The sequence below is a fragment of the Porphyromonas macacae DSM 20710 = JCM 13914 genome, from assembly GCF_000379945.1.
GTDB classification, from domain to species: domain Bacteria; phylum Bacteroidota; class Bacteroidia; order Bacteroidales; family Porphyromonadaceae; genus Porphyromonas; species Porphyromonas macacae.
In genome coordinates, this window is record NZ_KB904124.1 from 506,984 (window position 1) to 525,805 (window position 18,822).

19 protein-coding genes are annotated in these 18,822 nt (G+C 42.4%); 11 read left to right on the plus strand and 8 right to left on the minus strand.

All coding sequences use genetic code 11. The features are described from left to right. Positions 1–6 precede the first annotated feature (6 nt). The 5 genes from A3GI_RS0102380 to A3GI_RS0102400 are packed head-to-tail and all read left to right on the plus strand — an operon-like array spanning position 7 to position 3,905. Complete coding sequence (locus A3GI_RS0102380; RefSeq protein ID WP_018359879.1) at positions 7–768, plus strand: lysophospholipid acyltransferase family protein; 762 nt, start codon at positions 7–9, stop codon at positions 766–768. A 21-nt stretch (positions 769–789) separates the two neighbouring features. Continuing rightward, entirely contained in the window at positions 790–1,551 is a 762-nt protein-coding gene (locus A3GI_RS10300) for a DNA alkylation repair protein (RefSeq protein WP_018359880.1), read from the plus strand. 56 nt (positions 1,552–1,607) lie between these two features. Next, complete coding sequence (locus A3GI_RS0102390; RefSeq protein ID WP_026215882.1) at positions 1,608–2,195, plus strand: FKBP-type peptidyl-prolyl cis-trans isomerase; 588 nt, start codon at positions 1,608–1,610, stop codon at positions 2,193–2,195. Between the two features lie 19 nt (positions 2,196–2,214). Beyond that, a complete protein-coding gene (locus tag A3GI_RS10305; protein WP_018359882.1) occupies positions 2,215–3,051 on the plus strand; it encodes an FKBP-type peptidyl-prolyl cis-trans isomerase in 837 nt (278 codons plus the stop codon). Positions 3,052–3,071: 20 nt separating this feature from the next. Continuing rightward, positions 3,072–3,905: an FKBP-type peptidyl-prolyl cis-trans isomerase gene (locus tag A3GI_RS0102400; protein WP_025079315.1), complete on the plus strand. Its 834-nt coding sequence runs from the start codon at positions 3,072–3,074 to the stop codon at positions 3,903–3,905. Positions 3,906–3,990: 85 nt separating this feature from the next. On the opposite strand, the gene tpx is transcribed toward A3GI_RS0102400, so the two are convergent. From tpx to A3GI_RS0102420, 4 genes are all read right to left on the minus strand, one after another. Then, positions 3,991–4,494, minus strand: a complete 504-nt coding sequence (gene tpx / locus A3GI_RS0102405) for a thiol peroxidase (RefSeq protein WP_018359884.1) — start codon at positions 4,492–4,494, stop codon at positions 3,991–3,993. Between the two features lie 87 nt (positions 4,495–4,581). Further along, positions 4,582–5,364: an RNA methyltransferase gene (locus A3GI_RS0102410; protein ID WP_018359885.1), complete on the minus strand. Its 783-nt coding sequence runs from the start codon at positions 5,362–5,364 to the stop codon at positions 4,582–4,584. A gap of 29 nt (positions 5,365–5,393) precedes the next feature. After that, entirely contained in the window at positions 5,394–6,152 is a 759-nt protein-coding gene (locus A3GI_RS0102415; protein WP_018359886.1) for a biotin--[acetyl-CoA-carboxylase] ligase, read from the minus strand. Continuing rightward, on the minus strand, positions 6,139–6,531 hold the full coding sequence (locus tag A3GI_RS0102420) for an MmcQ/YjbR family DNA-binding protein (protein ID WP_018359887.1): 393 nt from the start codon (positions 6,529–6,531) through the stop codon (positions 6,139–6,141). The genes A3GI_RS0102415 and A3GI_RS0102420 overlap by 14 nt, the downstream gene beginning before the upstream one ends. Positions 6,532–6,588: 57 nt before the next feature. Here A3GI_RS0102420 and A3GI_RS0102425 point away from each other — a divergent pair, with 57 nt between their 5' ends. From A3GI_RS0102425 to A3GI_RS0102460, 6 genes are all read left to right on the plus strand, one after another. After that, positions 6,589–7,170, plus strand: coding sequence for a non-canonical purine NTP diphosphatase (locus tag A3GI_RS0102425; RefSeq protein WP_018359888.1), 582 nt, complete (start codon positions 6,589–6,591; stop codon positions 7,168–7,170). A 190-nt stretch (positions 7,171–7,360) separates the two neighbouring features. After that, positions 7,361–8,512, plus strand: a complete 1,152-nt coding sequence (locus A3GI_RS0102430) for an AAA family ATPase (protein WP_018359889.1) — start codon at positions 7,361–7,363, stop codon at positions 8,510–8,512. Positions 8,513–9,275: 763 nt separating this feature from the next. Next, the gene (locus A3GI_RS0102440) at positions 9,276–9,611 is read left to right on the plus strand and encodes a hypothetical protein (RefSeq protein ID WP_018359891.1); all 336 of its coding nucleotides are present in this window, start codon (positions 9,276–9,278) and stop codon (positions 9,609–9,611) included. A 65-nt stretch (positions 9,612–9,676) separates the two neighbouring features. Then, positions 9,677–10,432 carry a GLPGLI family protein gene (locus A3GI_RS11115; RefSeq protein WP_018359892.1) on the plus strand — a complete coding sequence of 252 codons (756 nt, stop codon included), beginning with the start codon at positions 9,677–9,679 and terminating at the stop codon, positions 10,430–10,432. Between the two features lie 15 nt (positions 10,433–10,447). Further along, on the plus strand, positions 10,448–11,218 hold the full coding sequence (locus A3GI_RS10315; protein WP_040575229.1) for a carboxypeptidase-like regulatory domain-containing protein: 771 nt from the start codon (positions 10,448–10,450) through the stop codon (positions 11,216–11,218). Further along, positions 11,218–13,110: a TonB-dependent receptor gene (locus A3GI_RS0102460; protein WP_026215884.1), complete on the plus strand. Its 1,893-nt coding sequence runs from the start codon at positions 11,218–11,220 to the stop codon at positions 13,108–13,110. The genes A3GI_RS10315 and A3GI_RS0102460 overlap by 1 nt, the downstream gene beginning before the upstream one ends. A gap of 44 nt (positions 13,111–13,154) precedes the next feature. Here A3GI_RS0102460 and A3GI_RS11570 read toward each other — a convergent pair whose 3' ends face one another. The 4 genes from A3GI_RS11570 to A3GI_RS0102480 form a co-directional block, all read right to left on the minus strand. Continuing rightward, positions 13,155–13,298: a hypothetical protein gene (locus tag A3GI_RS11570; RefSeq protein ID WP_154647826.1), complete on the minus strand. Its 144-nt coding sequence runs from the start codon at positions 13,296–13,298 to the stop codon at positions 13,155–13,157. Positions 13,299–13,407: 109 nt separating this feature from the next. Then, positions 13,408–14,364 carry a PorV/PorQ family protein gene (locus A3GI_RS0102470; protein WP_018359893.1) on the minus strand — a complete coding sequence of 319 codons (957 nt, stop codon included), beginning with the start codon at positions 14,362–14,364 and terminating at the stop codon, positions 13,408–13,410. A 14-nt stretch (positions 14,365–14,378) separates the two neighbouring features. Then, entirely contained in the window at positions 14,379–17,123 is a 2,745-nt protein-coding gene (locus tag A3GI_RS0102475; RefSeq protein WP_018359894.1) for a S8 family serine peptidase, read from the minus strand. A 46-nt stretch (positions 17,124–17,169) separates the two neighbouring features. After that, a complete protein-coding gene (locus A3GI_RS0102480; protein WP_018359895.1) occupies positions 17,170–18,807 on the minus strand; it encodes a BACON domain-containing protein in 1,638 nt (545 codons plus the stop codon). Between the last annotated feature and the right edge of the window lie 15 nt (positions 18,808–18,822).

Consider the following 18,822-nt stretch of genomic DNA (forward strand, 5'->3'; position numbering starts at 1 on the left):
AAATTCATGTCGCCGATGAAACGTTTGCTTTATCTGATTTATTTTTGGCTTATCGCGATGCCCGTTTTTGTCGTATGTACCATTATTCTTGCATTGATCACCTATCTGGGTTGTCCGTTGAGTAAGAGTAATTGGTTTTGTTTTTATCCCGGTATGATTTGGTCTCGTATAGCTATCTGGCTATCCTTTTGCTCAATTAAAGTGGAGGGGTGGGAGAATCTGGATGCCAAGGCAGGCCCCTATGTGGTTGTGGCCAATCATCAAGGAGCATTCGATATCTTTATGATGTACGGCTATTTGGGTATTCCTTTCAAATGGGTGCTCAAAGAGGGAATCCGGAAGATCCCGTTTGTCGGGGCGGCATGTAGGGCTGCCGGCTTTATATTCGTGGACGACACCAAACCATCGTCTATTGGAAAAACCATGAAATCTGCCCATGAAGTACTCGCTTCAAATACCTCCATTTTTATTTTTCCGGAAGGAAGCCGTTCATCCGACGGGCAGATGGCCAGATTCAAAAAGGGTGGTTTTATTATGGCTTCGGAGTTGGGGGTACCTATCGTGCCCATAGCCATAGACGGCTCTTTCGATGTGCTTAAACGAGGGTCATTGACGGTAACGCCTCGGAGATTGAGAATGACCATTTTGCCGACTATGCACATCGAAGATTTCGGTGAGCCGCCTATGAATATTCAGTTGGCTGCCCGTGAAGCACAACGTCGTATAGCCTTTGCTATTCCATCCGAGAGGAAGTTCAAGGAGGCATAATAAATACAGGCCCTGGAATATATGAAAAAGAATGAAACCGTAAGTTATCATTTGGCACAGTTGCAGCATTTGGGTTCTGCCACGCAGGCTGCTATTCTTTCACGTTTTTTCAAAACCGGTCCCGGCGAATACGGCGAAGGCGATTTGTTTCTGGGCATCAAGACGCCTGTTATACGACAATATGAACGAGAACACAGACCCTGGAATACTGCTGTTTTGCATGAATTACTCAACAGACCCGAGCATGAAGCCCGTTCTTTGGCCTTAATAGCCCTTACTCATCTGTATAAAAAAGCAGGAAAAGATACTGCCGAAAAGAAAGCATTATTTCAATTTTATATAGACCATTTTCCCTGTATTAATAATTGGGATCTTGTCGATATTTCCTGCCCGCATATTATTGGAGAACACCTACTGAATATTCAGCCCGAAAAGGAGTCGTTGTTATATCAATGGGCAGAAAGCGAGGATCTCTGGATTAAAAGAATTTCCGTTGTCAGTACATTGACGTTTATACATAGCTCTCATTTTGAGCCTACATTGAACCTCTGTGCCAGGTTACTCGGGGATACTCATGACCTGATCCATAAAGCAACCGGCTGGATGCTTAGAGAGGTCGGGAAAAAAGATGAGAGCATTCTCCTTGCTTTTCTTGATGCTCATGTTTCACAGATGCCCCGTACTACACTGCGTTATGCATTAGAACGGATGCCGGCTTCTGTCAGATCTGATTATATGAGCCGTCCTTCTTTGTATGGCAGGCAGATAAAAAGCAGAAACTAAACAGATTAACATAAAAATCACTACTTTTGAACGATAATTTCAGTAATAAATATAAAATGGATAAAATAAGCTACGCCTTAGGACTAAGCATAGGCAACAATTTTCAATCGTCAGGTATAGATAAGATCGTTTCAGAAGACTTCATCCAAGGTTTGCAGGATGTATTGCAACAGAAGGAGCCGGCTCTTTCGTACGAAGAAGCTAAGCAAGTCATCAATCGTTTTTTTGTTGAAGTACAGGAAAAAAATATGCGTTTGAACAAAGAAGCAGGAAAGGAATTTCTGAAAATAAACGGATTGAAAGAAGGCGTTATCACATTGCCCAGTGGCGTACAATATGAAGTGGCAAAGACGGGAGACGGTCCTAAGCCCACATTAAAAGATACTGTTCGCTGTCATTACCATGGTACACTTATCAATGGTACCGTGTTTGACAGTTCTATGGATAGAGGCGAACCTGCCGAATTCCCTGTCAGCGGTGTTATTGCCGGTTGGACGGAAGTTTTGCAACTGATGCCCGTCGGCAGTAAATGGAAAGTGACCATCCCCAGTCATTTGGCCTATGGCGAACGCGGTGCCGGACAGATGATTCAGCCCAACAGCACGCTTATCTTTATTATCGAACTTCTGGATATTGTTAAGTAATATAAAGACCTTTCATCGTATGCGCATTCTGCACAAAACATCTCATTTCTTTCTGTCTTTGGGTATTATGGCTGTTACGCTTGCTTCATGTTCTGTTTTAGGCAAGGTGAGCGGTGAAACATTGCCGGAAGGATTTTTAGCCAATAAGCAAGACTCTGTGTCGTATGCTTTGGGTGTTCTTAATGGAGAATCTTTTCGTCAGAGTCTGGCCAATATGCCCAAATCCGCATCTATTAACAGGGATAAGATGATGCGAGGTTTCAGGAATGCGTATGATAATGCTGCCACGTTGATTTCTAAGGAAGATGCCGAGAAACTCCTCAGCGAATTCCTTCAGGAAGACGAACAGAAACGTCGTCAGAGAGCTCGGAGTGTCGCTGATTCTTTGATCGATGTACATAAGAATATGCCCGGAGTGCAGACTACTGAGAGCGGATTGCAGTATGTTATTCTGAAAAAGGGATCAGGAAAGGCTCCTACACTTCAGCAAACCGTTACCATTCATTATAGGGGGCTTCTTGCTTCCAGCGGAAAGGAATTTGAGAACAGCTACAAGCGGAAGCAACCATTCAAAACGCCTTTGTTGGCGGTTTTGCCTGCTGTGGCCGAAGGGATTATGCTTATGCAGCCCGGAGCCAAATACCAGTTCTTTCTGCCTTATCATCTGGCCTATCAGGAAAACGGTGCCGGAGATATTCCGCCGTATGCTAATTTGATCATGGAAATAGAGTTGTTGGAGGTCGGGGAGCGGGCTGAAATGCCTGTCGATAAGTCTCGGGATGATAATAAGGACGAGAAAAAAGAGAAGTCTTTAGAGGAAGTCGGGCAGAAAAATCAATCGAATCCAAATACATAATTGTTATAAAGAAAAAAGAAATGAAGAAATTTTCAATGACTATGGCAGCGTTAGCCCTTCTTTTAGGAGCTGCCTCATGTAACACAAAACCGGGTAAAGTCGAACCCAAAACAGAAAAAGACAGTATGGCTGTGGCTATGGGTATTCTCTATGGTACCCAAATGAACCAATCGATTTCCATGGCACGTTCACAAGGTCAGGATATGGATTCTTTGGAATTCTTGCGCGGTTTTCAAGAATCTTTGAACGACACGACTAAATTCTCTTATTTTGCGGGAGGTATTACTGCCGGTAATATCAGCAAACAGCTTATTTCCGATTCTGTAGATTTGAAAACTTTCTACAAGTCTTTCTACAGTGCCACGATTAACGACTCTACCAATATGATTATGACCATGGAGGAGGCTCAGGAATATGTGGAGGCTGTTTCTGCCAAGAAAAGAGCTGCCGAAATGGAGAAAAAATACGGTAAAAATAAAGCAGCCGGAAAGGAGTTCATGGAGAAATTCCTGAAAGAGGAAGGCGTACAGAAGACACACAGCGGTATCGCTTACAAGATCCTGAATAAAGGTAAAGGTCAGATTCCTACAAGTGAGGATGTTGTTAAGGTAAAATATCTCGGAACACTTATTGACGGAACAGAGTTCGACAAAAATGAAGAGGGTATCGAATTCCCTGTTTCCGGAGTTATTGCCGGTTGGACGGAAATGTTGCAATTGATGCAAGAGGGTGATAAGGTGAAGGTTGTTATCCCTCACGACAAGGCTTACGGTGAGCGTGGTTCAGGTCCTTCTATCGAGCCTTTCAGTACTTTGGTGTTCGAAATCGAACTGGTCAAAGTACAAAAGAAGTAAATCCTTAGTCTGTTGTAGATTATAAATAAAAAAGCCCGCTGTTAAGCGGGCTTTTTTATTTATCGGTTTGTTTGTGTACAGTTCGTTACTTTAAGCAAGCCAAAGCTGCTTCGTAGTTCGGTTCGTTAGTAACTTCACTTACCAGTTCGGTGTAGACCACCTTGCCTTCTTCATCCAATACCACAACGCTGCGAGCCATCAGCCCGGCCATAGGACCATCTTTCAGCAGCATACCGTAACCCTGATTAAATTCGGGATTTCTGAAAGTAGAGACGGTAACAACGTTTGTCAGCCCCTCTGCCCCACAGAAACGTGCCTGTGCAAAAGGCAGATCTTGCGAAAGACACAATACAACGGTGTTTTTCAACTCGGAAGCTTCTTTGTTGAATCTGCGAACACTTGCCGCACATACACCTGTGTCTATGCTTGGGAAAATATTGATTACTACTCTTTTCCCTTTCAGGTCACTCAGTTTTATTTCGCTCAAATCATTTTTTACAGCTTTGAAATCCGGAGCCATGGAGCCTTTTTGGGGCAATTCTCCGGCAGTATTCATTTTAATTTCGTTTTTTAATGTAACTGTTGACATAATTAAATCTGTTTTTCTAAAGTTATTTTGCCGGAATAGTGTACGTATTCCGATTATTTTATCTTATAATAAAACAAACACAAGGTATTAATGTTTGGATTGGCGTGAAAATTCTGCTAAAAAGATAGCCGTAGCGATTGCCACATTCAAAGAATCCGGATGATTATCTCCGGCCGGAATAATCGTAACAGCCCGATTGATATAAGGAGTGATACTGTTCGATATGCCTCTTCCTTCGTTACCCATAATCAGCAGTCCCGGTTTCTCTATCGGTGTCAGTGCTGTTTCAAATAATGGATAACCTTGTAATAAGGCGCCGTAGACCGGAGCATTTTCCTTATGCATATTTTCAAGTAAGACCTTCAATCCTTTTTCATTCAAGGGATGCAGTCTTACTTGTGCCAGCGATCCCATGGTGCTTTGCACTACTTTCGGCTGATAGGCATCGGCTGTGCCGGCCGATGTGTAGATGTGCCGGATACCGAACCAGTGTGCCGTGCGGATGATAGTACCCATGTTGCCGGGGTCTTGTATGCTATCCAGCAGCAGAGAAAGCGAGGATGGAGGAGCAGGGTTTTCAGGGTCCGTTTCCGGTTTCTCAAAAATAGCAATGGGAGGCCTTGCTGTTATTAGATTACTCAGAGATTTGTAGTCATAACTGTTGGGCATTGTTACGATACGTTCCGGAGTGGATTCGGTACGCTCCAATACTTTCAGAGAACTTTCATCGCCAATAATCAGACGGCATCGAAACGCCGGTAACAGGTCGGCCACCACTTTCGGGCCTTCTGCAGGGAAAAGATTCAGAGCATCTCGCTCACTTTTCTTTTTTAACGAACGTATCAGATGTTTGTCTGCATGTGTCAGCATCCTGTACTGCGTTTATAGCGTATATTTCTTTATAGGAATTTAAGTTCTTTGAAAGCATAGTCATGCAATTCGCCGTCCTCGTGGCACAGCGTGATAATTCCATTCGGCTGTACATCGCGTATGCGCGCTTTGAATATCCCTTGTGCACTTTCATACGGGTAGAACTGTCCGTCACGGCGATACAGGTGTTTCATATATCGTGCATGAAGGTCGGTACGCAGTCCTCTGAGGATAGCCTGATATTGTTCTTGGATTTCATGCAGTAGAAACGCTATTACTTCGGCCAGTTCATACTCTTTTCCGGTAATTTGTGTTAGAGATATGGGGTTAGGCAGATCTTCCGGAAAATCCCTTTCGTTGATATTTATACCCAGCCCGATAATCGAATAGTCGATGGTATTTCCCGTCAAGCTGTGTTCGATCAGGATGCCGGCAATTTTTTTGTCGCCGTAGTATATATCGTTCGGCCATTTTACTGTAATCTGTTTCTTTTGGTCTTCATCCAGAAACTGTGCCAAACAGCGTGCTACGGCTATCGAGGCCAGTTCGGAGATTACGAACTGTTCATTGCTTTCCAGAAACTGAGGCCGGAGCAGAAAAGAAATGATAATGTTCTCACCCGGTTTTGAGTGCCATGTATTCCCCCTTTGGCCTTTGCCATGAGTCTGATGTCTTGTGAAAACTCCGTAGAGTTCCGGTAATGTCGGATTTTTTTGTACCAATTCCCACAGGTAAGAGTTTGTGCTGGGGATTTCTTCCAGTAATTCAAAGTTTCTAAAACGTTTCATCGGCAGGTGTATTACTTTTACTTAAATGAGCTTCAAATCGGATTTTAATTCTTCCGGGTAGTTTCTCCACCACCAAATCATAAGAATGCCTGATCAGCTCCAATACCAGATGCTTGGGTATATCGCTATCGGCATTTACCGTGTTCCAGTGTTTTTTGTTCATGTGAAAAGCTCCGGTTATTCCTTCGTATTTTGAGCGCAATTCGATGGCTTTGTCCGGGTCGCACTTTAAGGAAACATGAGGCAGATGGCTGTCTAAAGAAATCAGTGCAAACATTTTTCCCCCCACCTTGAAAACCAGGGTTACATCATCAAAAGGAAATGTTTCTTCTACATGAGGTAAAGAAAGACAAGCCTCATGCAGTTCTTCTATGTCCATCTTTTGCTTTAATTTTGATATACGATTGTAATTTACAAATCCTTATAAACAAAGTTAATGGAAAAACTGGTTTTTGCCACGAACAATCTACACAAGCTGTCCGAAATCAGGCATATTCTGTCCGGCTCTGTGGACGTGCTTAGTCTGGCCGATATAAACTGCCACGATGATATACCCGAAACGGCCGAAACACTTGAGGGCAATGCTCTTATCAAGGCCAGACATATCTATGATAAATACGGTCTGTACTGTTTTGCCGATGATACGGGGCTTGCTGTGGATGCGTTAAACGGTGCTCCCGGTGTTTATTCTGCACGTTATGCCGGACCTGCGTGCAATTTTTTGGATAATATGAATAAACTTTTGGTCGACTTGGGTGACAATAGACATCGCAAAGCCGTTTTCAGTACGGTTATTGTCCTTATAGATCGAGATGGGGAACACTGCTTTCGTGGAGATGTTAGCGGAGAGATTACCACAGAACCTCGCGGCAAGAACGGTTTTGGCTATGATCCCGTTTTTATGCCTGATGGATATAAGCAAACCTATGCCGAAATGAGCGATGAAGAGAAGAACGCCATGAGTCATCGTGCTTTGGCCACCCGTAAGCTTGTTGCATATCTCATCGAAAAAAGATAAACGGGTTCGTACTGTCGTTTTTACTTTTCTTTTTCTGTCCTTTTATTTCTTCCTCTTCCTTTTTTATACATTACCTTATATCTCTATGACACAGGCAAAATGACGGTGTGTCCATATGAGGATGAAAGGCGTTATTTGATTTGCATAATTCGGATTAAATAATTAGGTTTGTGCAAAGCGAAAAAAAGATATGGGTAAGAAAGTAAATCCGTTTATCGTAACCGGAAAAATCGAACCGGAGTATTTTTGCGATCGTGTCGGCGAATCTGCAAGGCTTATCAGATCTGTTACCAATGGAAATAATCTGGTAATTATTTCTCCCCGCCGTATGGGCAAGACCGGTCTTATCCGGTTTTGTTATGATAAACCTGAAATCAAGAAGGAGTATTATACCTTTTTCATTGATATTCTCCATACGTCCACTTTGCGGGAGCTTACCTATTTGCTCGGCCGGGAGATATATGAAACCCTCCTTTCCCGCAGTCGCAAAATGACTGTTTTGTTCGTGCAGATGCTCAAATCCATCAGCGGAAAGTTCGGATTCGACCCTGTTACCAATCTTCCCGCTTTCAATATAGAGCTGAGCGATATCGAATACCCGGAATATACGTTGGAAGAAATCTTTCAATATCTGGCTAAAGCCGATAAACCCTGTATCGTTGCCATCGATGAGTTTCAGCAGATAGCCAAATATCCCGAGAAGAATATCGAAGCACTTCTGCGTACCCATATCCAGAAAATCCGTAACAGTCAGTTTATTTTTGCAGGCAGTGAGCATCATATGATGCAGGAGATGTTTACGTCGGCTGCCCGCCCGTTTTATCAGAGTGCAGATCTTCTGGAGTTGAAAGCCATTGCTCCGGAGTATTATGTTCCTTTTGTTACCGGGCATTTCAAGAAGCGCAAAAGGCATATTGCAGAGGAGAATGTCATGGAGGTATACCGTCTTTTCAAAGGGCATACGTTCTACATTCAAAAAACATTCAACGAAGCTTTTGCCGATACATCCGAGGGCGAAGAATGTACGCTCGACGTTATTCGCAAAGCTGTTGAGCAGATGATCGACTCGAATGACACTATTTTTCGTGAAATCCTGTCGAATATCCCTGAAAAACAAAAAGAACTTCTCTATGCCATTGCCAAAGATGAAGAGGCCGAACGTATCACTTCGGCAGACTTTATCAAGCGTCATGGTCTTACTTCTGCCAGTTCGGTTCAGTCTGCCATGCAGAAATTGCTTGATAAGGATATCATTACGGAGGTAAATAAGGTCTTTTCGCTAACGGATAAACTTTTTGCCATGTGGATCAACAGACTCTACGGCAATAAGCCGATCTTGTAAAGCATAAAAAAACAGCCAATCGTGTATACTGCCTTTTTGAAGGTGTACGTGGAGGGTTCTCTTTGTTAATAAGAGACGTTTGCCAATTGCTGTAAAAGAGGTTATATGCTTTTCTCTCTTCAAGTTTCGCTTCGTTTTTCAGTACACGTCAAGTTCTCTGGATAAAAATAAAGTCCATTGCCTGATGGTTGAAAATTCTTCAGGCAAAGAAAAAAAATCCAAGTTAACTTCGTTGAAAATCCGTCAGGCAAAGAATTTTCAGCCATCAGGCAGAGAATATTTCCATGACATATTCTCATGTTTTATTTGAGGAAAAGTTGTTCGGCTTTTGCATGTAGACATCCGTGAATCTTTTTGCTTTTCAGATATTCAAAAAGAAGACAAATGGGTTTAATTCTATTTCAAATTCTGATTCGGCGATTACCGGAGTTGTGGCTAAATCTGGTATTAACAAGTATTAATTGATTAATAAGAATGACGTATTGAATTCATCTTAATCTACAATATCATCGTATTTGATATTGGAATATATATCATGTTGTTTTTTAAATTTAGTCATATTTATGATTGAGAAATACATGTTTGTTTTATTTTGCTTATTTTTGTCCAAAATAAATAGAGGAAGATCGATCAAAACTTTATTTATAAATAATTCCTTATATCGGTAAAAGCGAATTGTGTATAGATTCAAACTTACCATAAAGGCATCATTATTTTTTAATTTCACATAACCATAAAAAAAATATTTTTTGCATTAGCTTGTATGCTAACAAGCTTTTTTTCTTATGCTAATACCAATGATCTTGCAGGTGGCATAGTGGCAAGCCCCATTGTTATCCAAAAAACAATTTACACTGTTGATTTAGGAGATATTACGAATATAAGTAAAGAAGAGGTCGCAAATGCTATTAATGACTTTATTTCTCAAATTCCGTCTTCTGAATTAGATTGTTCAGTAACTGTTAAAGCTGAAATAAATGGTATAGTTGTTAAAGGATCTATTGAGGTTACTGTTTCCGGTCCTTGCAGTGAGGTTAGAAAAAAGGGAAGAGAAATAGCAGAGCAAGTTATAGCAGAGATTAAAGAAAATCTATTATAATTAATAAAAAATATGGGGTGAGAAGTATAGTTTTTCACCTCATATTTTATTAATTCTTAAATCAAATGAGAATAACAGCTATAATCATTGCCATTCTCTATTCCATGAATGTAATGGCGCAAGAGAAATTCGATGCCAAATTCGGATATGAAATGGTGCTGAACTTCGGTACCCCGAATACATTTCAATGCAATCTCTATTTCGGGAAAAACCATTCATATTTTGAATATCAGGAGAAAAGCTCGAAAAGAACCGGCGAAGCGCAAACTGAAGTATCGGAAGTGTCGGACGATTATATTTCTTTGGAAGTAAACGTCGCTGATAATACGACATACTTCGTCAATACGGATGAAAAAATAAGGTCATTGCTCAGGGGATTGGGCAAAAACAGTCCTTTTTACATTGTGGAAGAAGAATGTCCGCAAATCGATTGGACGATTACGAATGAGACCAAAACCATCGGGAAATACGATTGCATCAAAGCCACGGCAGACTTCCGAGGGAGATCATATACCGCATGGTTTGCTCCGGAAATTCCCGTGCAGACAGGACCATATAAATTTCATGGATTGAACGGCCTGATTTTTGAGATTTATGATAAAACGCATGAAGTCTCTTTGCGTCTGACCGATATGTCTTTCCGCGAATATACCTTACCGACGCCGGATTACTCCAAATACAAAACGATTTCGAGACAAGAGTATCGTCAGATTTTAAGTTCTTTTTTTGATAATATTGCAAATAAGCTATCCGGCAGGGCTGACAGGAATTTCCGCATAGAAGTGTCTTCGTCGAATTTCAAAACCATCGAGATGGAGTAGGCCGGCTCATCGACCATGAAACTTTACATAAAAATATTATGCTGTTGCCTGTGCATAGCATCGTCCGCCTGTGTCCATGCACAAATCATTATTTCCGGCGTAGTTCGGAATGCAGCTGAAAACCCTTTGCAGGGCGTAAACGTGCTGTTGAAAGAGGGAACAAAGCATTCTATCTTAAAATATACTTCTACCGATACGCAGGGCAAGTTTTCTTTTTCCATGCCGGAGCAAAAAAATCTGTATCTGGTGTTTTCGAGTATTGGGCATGAAAAAAAAGTGCTCACACTTTCATCCGATACGAAGGAGCAAAACAGTCATCTGAAAGTGATTTTGACAGAAAAGGCTTTCGAATTGAATGAAGTGGTGGTGACAGGAAGCCGAAAATCCGTGGTGGTAAAAGAAGATACCATTGTCTATCGGACGAAATTCTATACTAACGGCACGGAACAAACCGTAGAAAACCTTTTATCCAAATTGCCCGGTGTGCAGGTAGGAGAAGACGGCAGTATACGAGTGGGCGGCAAAGAAGTGGAACGTATCATGGTGGAGGGCGATGATTTCTTTGAAAAGGGATACAAAATGCTTTCACAAAATATGCCGGCATATCCGGTAGAAGAGGTGGAGGTGATCCAAAACTATGTGCATAACCGCCTGCTCAAAAAAATGAAAGACAGCGACAGGGTAGCTCTGAATCTGAAACTGGCTCGAAAGTCAAAAATATTTGGTTCGGCAACCTCCAAGCTGCACTCGGCACTCATAAGACTTATTATCTTCAGAACAATCTGATGAACTTCAGCAAAACCCATAAGTCTTATTTGTTTGCCAACATGAATAACGCCGGATCGGATATGATGGGGAATACAGACCTGCTGACCGAGACGGGCGAAGATATACCGGATGTAACGGGCAAACAAAGAATACAGGAGGTGTTGGAGCTATCGGCATATTCGCCCGGTATCGGGAGCAAACGAGGCTTGTTCAATCGCACCCGGTCGGTGTCTTCGAATACGATACTGAAGCCATCCGACCGAATGAGCATCAAAGCCATCGGACTATTGGGAGCTGACAGTCAAGACTTTACGGAAAGCACTATCGACCAGATTGAAACAGGAGAGATACAATACACCAACCGGCAGGCATATCAATTGAATAAAGGTAAAAAAACAGGGTTCGGGAAATTGCAGGTCATACACAATCCGTCCGAAAACGATATGCTGGAGTCGACAACGTTTTTTTATAAAAACAAAGCTCGCGATGCTTCTTACCTGCTTTTTAACGACCAATCGTCCCAAGAACATTTACACACTGATAATTCGTTATTTGAGCAGCGATTGAATTATACGTACAAGATCAAAAACCGCAGCATTTTATTCTGTTCCGGTCGCTTCGTCCATGAAGAGAAACCCCAGGAGTATTACATAGATCGTTTTTACTTCCAAGAGCTGTTTCCCGAAGTGAAAGAGGTCGATGAGGTACGGCAATTACTGGCAAATCGAATGAATGTGTTCGATGCCAAAATCAGCCTGCTGAAGGGGGACGAAAAGAATCGATGGCTATTTCAGCTGGGAAATAATTACCGGCAAGATAAATTTTCTTCCGAGCTTGTGCTCTCGAAAGAGGGAGACAAACCGTTGATTCCTCGGAGCCATTTCAATAATTTGAGCTACGGGGTGAATGATTTTTATCTTCTCGGCAATTATCGTCATAAATTCAGGCAGATAGAATTATTCGGTTCGCTGGCTTTACATCATCTGTTACATACTTATCAAACAAGTTCTTCCCGGCAAAAACCATGCTTTTGGGCAATAAACCCGCATGCCGGTATGGAATGGAGTATCGATAGAAGAAACAAACTGACAGCCTCTTATTCATACAAAACCCGATCAGCACAAATATCGAACCTTTACGACCATGATGTGCTATCCGGTTTCAGGAGCTTTACCAGAGGATATGGTAGCCCGGTCCGGCTTAACAGCTCATTTTTTGTTCTCAACTACCAATTGGGAAATTTCGATGAAGACCTGCTGGCGAATGTATTCGCTATGTATATCCGGGAGCATGATTCCTTTTCTTCCGATATGTTTCTCAGCCGCAATACCGTGCAAACTCGCAGCATACTGGTACATGGCAATAGCTTTGCAAGTATAAACAGCAAAGTGGATTATTATGTGAAGCCGATCAAATCGAATATTAAACTGAAAGTCTCTTTTTCAGAAAACACGTATGAAAATATTTTGAATCACTCCGATTTTCGGAAAATTACCGCAAATAATTTCACCATCGGCTTGGAGATGCGCTCCGGAGGCACATCCGGTTTCGGTTATCATATCGGTACACAGTGGAGCCGGAGTTTGTCTCATACGGCTTTAACCCATTCTTATTGTTCCGATTTCTCGTTTCTCGATTTGTCCTGTAAATTGGGTAAAAAATTCGATGCCCTGTTTAAATTGGAGCGTTACGGCTTCAGCCGGTCGGTATCCGGGCGATCGTACTGTTTTATGGACTTACAGATGAATTACAGGTTAATTCCGCAAAAAATACAATTGAGACTCTCGGGTACAAATTTACTGAATACCGATCAGTTCATATCTGCATCGGTGAGCGACATCGGGTCTTCTGCGACCACATACAAACTGCGCCCGAGAAGCGTGATGCTGACCTTGGAATACCGGTACTGACTTGGAAAACTTTTCGGAATAGCGGAGATAATATATTTCCCTTATCAATCTGTCTTTGAGGGATAAAACAGCGAATAGCGGAGTGTCATCGTGCGTAAATTACTGCGTTCTTTGCGACATTCGGCTTCGGTCACGTACTCCAAAACTCTCCCTTGAGCCTCAGTCTTGGTGTCTTGCACTTTACGCATCCTGACGCACCTGAAAGGGGCCGCGCCAAAAATGAATTTTGACACAGCCCCTTCTATGAGAAATCTTTTCTAATGGTCCGATAAAGAATTTTTATCGGAAAACAGCGTATTAGAGAGCCAGCGATAGACCTAAAGACACCGTGTTTTTTGTGTAGCTACCCAAACCGATACGGTAAGCAACATCAAAAGAGAGCATCTTGTAAGTAACCCCTGCACCTAAAGCATAGAAATCCACATCTTTATCCAAGTGCTGATATCCGGTGCGAAGTGCCAGGAAACTATTGTACGCATATTCCAAACCGGCACCGATTTGAGCAGTGGTATAAGAGGTCACATAACCGACCTGAGCCTTTATGCCAAGGCTGTGAGACTCGTTAAGCAGAGATCTCGCACCCAGACCTAAAGCAACAGTGGAGGGTACTCTGAAAGACATACCTTTTCCATAGTCTACGTCTTCCCCCAGATTGTATGCGCTTAAGGTAGCCTCCACTTTCGTAGGAATCTCATCTTTCCAGAGGGAAGTATTATTGACATAAGACACCCCTAACCCGAATAGATAGTTGGTTGTACGCTTACCCGTAGTGGAGATGAGCATTGAAGCCGTACCAAAGGCCGACCAGTTACTGCTTAAGCGGTAGGCATAGCCTAAATCCAGCATCGTTTGACTGGGTTTCAAATCATCCGAATCGTTATTTCCCCATACATCTTCCTGAGGAATGGACAATCCGGAAAGAAACCTTGTGCCGACAAATAAAGCATGACAACAATTCAACCGATAACCGATGCTAAGAGCACCGTATTTTTCACGACCGTATCCCTCATATTTGGGCATGATCTGTGTGGCGGCAGAGATAGCGAGCTTATTGTCCGAACCAAACAGTTTGGCAGGGTTGGTATATAAATAGTTATTACTCTCCACGACCAGACCGGTACCACCGAGAGCTTGAGAACGCACATCCGCATTTTGCTCCAGTATTCTGAACGGAGAATTTGTTTGTGCCACTGTATTCGTGGCAAACAGAGAAACAACTGCTATAAAAGCAGATTTTATGATATTCTTATTCATTGTTTTCTTATGCGTTATTTAACAAACAACTGCTCGTGGCGAGCCATATTGGAAGATTCTACAATCAAACGGTATGTATCCGGAGCCAAATGAGCCACATTCAAGGCAATCATTCCATCTTTACCCGCTTCTTTTACTTCTGTTTCCATCACAACTTTACCGGTTAGGGTAACCACCTTGATTTTTGCATCTTTAATCGATTGGTTCAGCATTACATTCAATCTTGTGGTTACGGGTACGGGATAAATAATATGTACCGCTGCATCCGAATTTTCCACAATCCGGACTTTGAAAGTAGTTTCGAGCGGGGTGTTCACTCCATCCATCGCTTTGAGGAAAACGGTAGCAACACCCTTGCTTACAGGTTTGAGTCGCAACTTGCCGTCGGGCATCACTGAAGCCGATACCACAGATTCGTTGCCCGAATATGCTTCAAAACTCAAAGGAAACTCTGCCTGACTCAAGAAATTGTCTTTGATATTAATATCAAGAGCCTGTTTATTCAGGCCGGCAACGAGATTCGAGAACGCTCCTTTCATTCTGATCGGCTCTGTTTTTACAACTCTAAACGACAGCTCTTTTCTTGTCTCTGCCATATATTGATCTCTTACGACCAAAATAAACTTATGTACTCCGGGTAATACGGAACGAATTTGAATGGTTCCTTTTCCTCCTTTTTCTGTATAGCTCACACCGGTGGTTTCTCCTTCCAGAAAACACTTGAATGTGTGTCCGTCAGGATCGGTTACTTGAAAGTTCAGAACAATGGTTTTATTTCCGGCCACGTTTATGATACTTTCTCCTGCTCCCTCTTCAAAAGTTATCAAAGGAGCATTGTTTGTTAAAGTGGCGAAATCAAAAATCTCGGGTTCGGATTTGTTTCCCCATCGATCCTCGGCAACAATGGCAAAAGAGTACTTTGTCGTATGCTTGAGGTTTGTAAAAGTATAAGTCATTTTTGCCCCCGGTTTGGTAGCAGTAACACGAAGTTTGACCGGTGTCAGCGCCTTAAGGTCATCGGCTGTTATGGCTTTCTCGCTAATGTATAAATACTGAAAAAGAGGCAGCTTGTCATCTTCGTCTTTGGGTATGTGCCAGCTTATCTTAATAGAAGAATAATCTGCTTTGAAATCCGTTGCCTTAACAGGCTTTTCCGGAGCTTTGTGCTTATCTTCGTCGAACGCTGCCGAAGCATTGATGTATCCACGTCCGAGTCTTCCTTTTTCTTTCGGATTCTTTTCGTCGATATCCTCCGGAAGAAGAGATGACAGAATCGCTTTTTTCAGATCTTTATCGGTATAGCCGGGCTTTCCCTTCTCACTCAAGATCAGAGCAGCAACACCGGAAACATGAGGGCAAGCCATTGAAGTTCCCTGAGCATAAGCGTATCCGTTTTTCGGATAACAACTTAAGACCCCTGCGGCAGCACCAAAGCGGCTTTGATCTCCTCCCGGAGCCATGATGTCCACCCAGGCACCACGGTTGGTGAAAGAAGAACGGGTAAAGTTCGTGCTCATGGCAGAAACGGCTATAACACGCTCATAAGTTGCAGGATAACAAGGAGCATCTTCATTGTCATTACCGGCAGCAAAGATTACCACGCCTCCTTTCATAGGAGAGTCGGCTCGTTGATTGCCGTCTTTGTCTTTACCGGCATTGTCGATAAAATAGTCGATGGCGCTTTGCATGGCTTTCCCCATTGGCACATTGGGAGGCAAGCCCCATGAGTTTTGAGCTATTGTGGCGCCATTATCTGCGGCATAAACAAAGGCCGGTTCGGGACGGCTTCCTTTGCGCTGTTCTTTGGGACGGCTGTCAACGGCCAAACAAGCCATTAACCTGACACCGCTTTCCTTTTCGCCATTACCTCCCGCAACACCGCAAACTCCCTTGCCGTTATTGTTACGGGCGGCCACCGTGCCTGCAACGTGAGAGCCGTGACCACCTACAACACCTTCTTCAACAAAATTGTGTCCGTAGATATCATCAACGATCCCGTTCCCATCATCATCGATACCCGGCTGTCCGTTTAATTCTTTCTCATTAACCCAGAGATTATCTTTCAGGTCTTCATGCTCGACGTCGACCCCGTCATCGATGATGGCAACAATAACATTGGGTTTTCCAACCTGAACCTTCCAAGCGTCGAATAAACGGATATCTGCTCCCGGCACAGCTCCCGGAGCTTTACCCACATTGTTATAATGCCATTGATCTACCAGCTTGGGATCGTTAAATGGCATATCGGTATCGGTTGGAAGAGCATTAAAGGTATACACCGGTGAAGAGATGTATCCGTCATATTCAAGAGGATAAACGGGTTCCACGAGTTCGAAGTCATTTACGGCATTCATCGTATGAATTGCTTCTGTGCCCTCTTTACTCTCATCGTAGTACACTACGAACCATCTGTCCAATCCATATTTTTTGTGTCTTTCGGCAAAACGCTTATCCTCAGGGAAGAGTCTTTCCACTCGTTTTACGCCTAAGCGTTTCGATGCAATCGATATTTCAGGACTGATTACAGAAAAAGTCTGTATATCCGTATTGCCTGCACTTTGTAGCTGCAAGGCTGTCTTAGGATTCATTTTTACATAAACCTGACCGGGCAAAGCCAAAGCCAGAGCCGGATTGGCTTTTTTTATTTCAGTTAAGTTTTCGGGCGATAAATTGCTGTTTAACTCGTCCATGGTCTTATCATCTGTACAGGAAGACAGCAGAACCAATGCACCGAGTAGCGATATGATTGTTTTTCTCATAATAATCTTTCAAAAGTTTAATAGTTTTCACCGTTAAATACCGGTTCTACTTTCGGTTAAACCATTTTCTACTATTATTTTCCATTTCTCGAGACAAGGTTTGAAATAGCAGCTCCATGTTATCACTCTTTTTAACTTCTGCTGTTTTTTCTTGATCTATTTTGAAAAAACCGATACCGAACAGAGGAGGATCATCATTTATTTCATACACAGTAAAAAGTACAGCCAGATTTTCATCTTCCTTCACGTAATTGATGAACTTACCATTCACCCCCCGATATTCTATACCTTCTTTTTCGAGTAAAGCCTTGAGTTCTTTAGTTAAGTGGTATTTCCCTTCTTCATCCTGCCACATACCCAATGATACATTGCTGTAAAGATCTACCTTCTGCCACAATAAACTTACATAGGGTTTTTTCGTTTCCTCAAAATAGTAAACTGAGAATAGGTGGCTGTTTTCATTTGTCACAGAGTGAAACTGCCCAAAGCTGATTACGTTAGGGTTCTTTTGGCCTCTTTCTCTGGCTGTTTCGATGGTGCCGCCCTGCGTTTCTTCCCATTTTTTTACTTCAAAGAAATTTGAAGTGTTGAAAAATGTCTTATTTCTATAAGGAAAAGTATCAAAAGTTTTCAAATCTTCTACTTGTGTGTCAAACACTGTATAGGTCAACAGGGAATATTGTTCCTTACCGTAAGTTCTTGCCTTCAAGATGATCCTGAAGTAATGCCCCTTAAACTCGTAAGTATCTTCAATGAAACCTTTCTGCTCATCAACTTTTGTATCCTCTATTCTGGAGAAGCCATTGGCCTGAACAAACTTTTCGAACTCAGGACTTGATGCATAAGTGGTTTTTTCACTCTGTACGATGCACATCGAATAGCGCATAACATCCTTTTTGAAAGCATATATAATGCTTGAGCTAAAACGATCTTTGGCTGTGAAATTGTAAGAGCGTCCATTAAATTGATTGGAAAAGCTGCTTACATAGAAGCTCCCACGGTCTTTTTCGTATGCCAGAACATCCGCCTGTGTGATTTTTTTATTGGGCATATAGGGCAAAATAAACGGTTGAATGCCCATCTGCTCAACAATAATTTCCTGAGCCATCATAGTCGGAGATGTAATATAAAACTTTGCAATTCGTTTCTCCTCCGTTTTATTGGGCTCTACTTTTACAGTTATACTGCTTTCATTGCTAAAAACCTTAATCCAGGAATAAAGCTCTGTCCCTTCAATTTCCCATGGTACGTCATTATGTTTCAGATTAATGGTATAGCTACCGCCATTTTCTCCTGAGGCAATTACAGTATCGGATAGTTCCACCAAAGCTTCGGACCCCATTTGACGTACAGTCAATTTGGCGGATTGGCTGCCGGCAACGATAGAGACGGTTGCTGTGCGTTCTCTACCGGTAGGATTGGCCTCTGCACTGATAGTAAGTGCATCGGTACCGGAAATCAGCTTAAGCCATTTACAATCTCCATCCGGTTTCGCAGTCCAGAACTTTGCATTTGTTGTGATCTCTACGACTTTTTCTCCTTTTGTCTTATCAAAATTCACGATCTCTTCGGACAAATCGAGATAAGTTTCCTTCTGGTTTTTATCCAATTGGTCCAACTCACTGCAACCTGTCATAAAGAATGCAGCAATACAGCCCAATAAAACAAATTTTATCTTGTTCATTACTTTCAGTCTTTA

Coding starts and splice junctions, on each gene's coding strand:
- A3GI_RS0102380 (WP_018359879.1), top strand. CDS start 7: ATGTCGCCGATGAAACGTTTGCTTTATCTGATTTATTTTTGGCTTATC.
- A3GI_RS10300 (WP_018359880.1), top strand. CDS start 790: ATGAAAAAGAATGAAACCGTAAGTTATCATTTGGCACAGTTGCAGCAT.
- A3GI_RS0102390 (WP_026215882.1), top strand. CDS start 1,608: ATGGATAAAATAAGCTACGCCTTAGGACTAAGCATAGGCAACAATTTT.
- A3GI_RS10305 (WP_018359882.1), top strand. CDS start 2,215: ATGCGCATTCTGCACAAAACATCTCATTTCTTTCTGTCTTTGGGTATT.
- A3GI_RS0102400 (WP_025079315.1), top strand. CDS start 3,072: ATGAAGAAATTTTCAATGACTATGGCAGCGTTAGCCCTTCTTTTAGGA.
- tpx (WP_018359884.1), bottom strand. CDS start 4,494: ATGTCAACAGTTACATTAAAAAACGAAATTAAAATGAATACTGCCGGA.
- A3GI_RS0102410 (WP_018359885.1), bottom strand. CDS start 5,364: ATGCTGACACATGCAGACAAACATCTGATACGTTCGTTAAAAAAGAAA.
- A3GI_RS0102415 (WP_018359886.1), bottom strand. CDS start 6,152: ATGAAACGTTTTAGAAACTTTGAATTACTGGAAGAAATCCCCAGCACA.
- A3GI_RS0102420 (WP_018359887.1), bottom strand. CDS start 6,531: ATGGACATAGAAGAACTGCATGAGGCTTGTCTTTCTTTACCTCATGTA.
- A3GI_RS0102425 (WP_018359888.1), top strand. CDS start 6,589: ATGGAAAAACTGGTTTTTGCCACGAACAATCTACACAAGCTGTCCGAA.
- A3GI_RS0102430 (WP_018359889.1), top strand. CDS start 7,361: ATGGGTAAGAAAGTAAATCCGTTTATCGTAACCGGAAAAATCGAACCG.
- A3GI_RS0102440 (WP_018359891.1), top strand. CDS start 9,276: ATGCTAACAAGCTTTTTTTCTTATGCTAATACCAATGATCTTGCAGGT.
- A3GI_RS11115 (WP_018359892.1), top strand. CDS start 9,677: ATGAGAATAACAGCTATAATCATTGCCATTCTCTATTCCATGAATGTA.
- A3GI_RS10315 (WP_040575229.1), top strand. CDS start 10,448: ATGAAACTTTACATAAAAATATTATGCTGTTGCCTGTGCATAGCATCG.
- A3GI_RS0102460 (WP_026215884.1), top strand. CDS start 11,218: ATGAACTTCAGCAAAACCCATAAGTCTTATTTGTTTGCCAACATGAAT.
- A3GI_RS11570 (WP_154647826.1), bottom strand. CDS start 13,298: ATGCGTAAAGTGCAAGACACCAAGACTGAGGCTCAAGGGAGAGTTTTG.
- A3GI_RS0102470 (WP_018359893.1), bottom strand. CDS start 14,364: ATGAATAAGAATATCATAAAATCTGCTTTTATAGCAGTTGTTTCTCTG.
- A3GI_RS0102475 (WP_018359894.1), bottom strand. CDS start 17,123: ATGAGAAAAACAATCATATCGCTACTCGGTGCATTGGTTCTGCTGTCT.
- A3GI_RS0102480 (WP_018359895.1), bottom strand. CDS start 18,807: ATGAACAAGATAAAATTTGTTTTATTGGGCTGTATTGCTGCATTCTTT.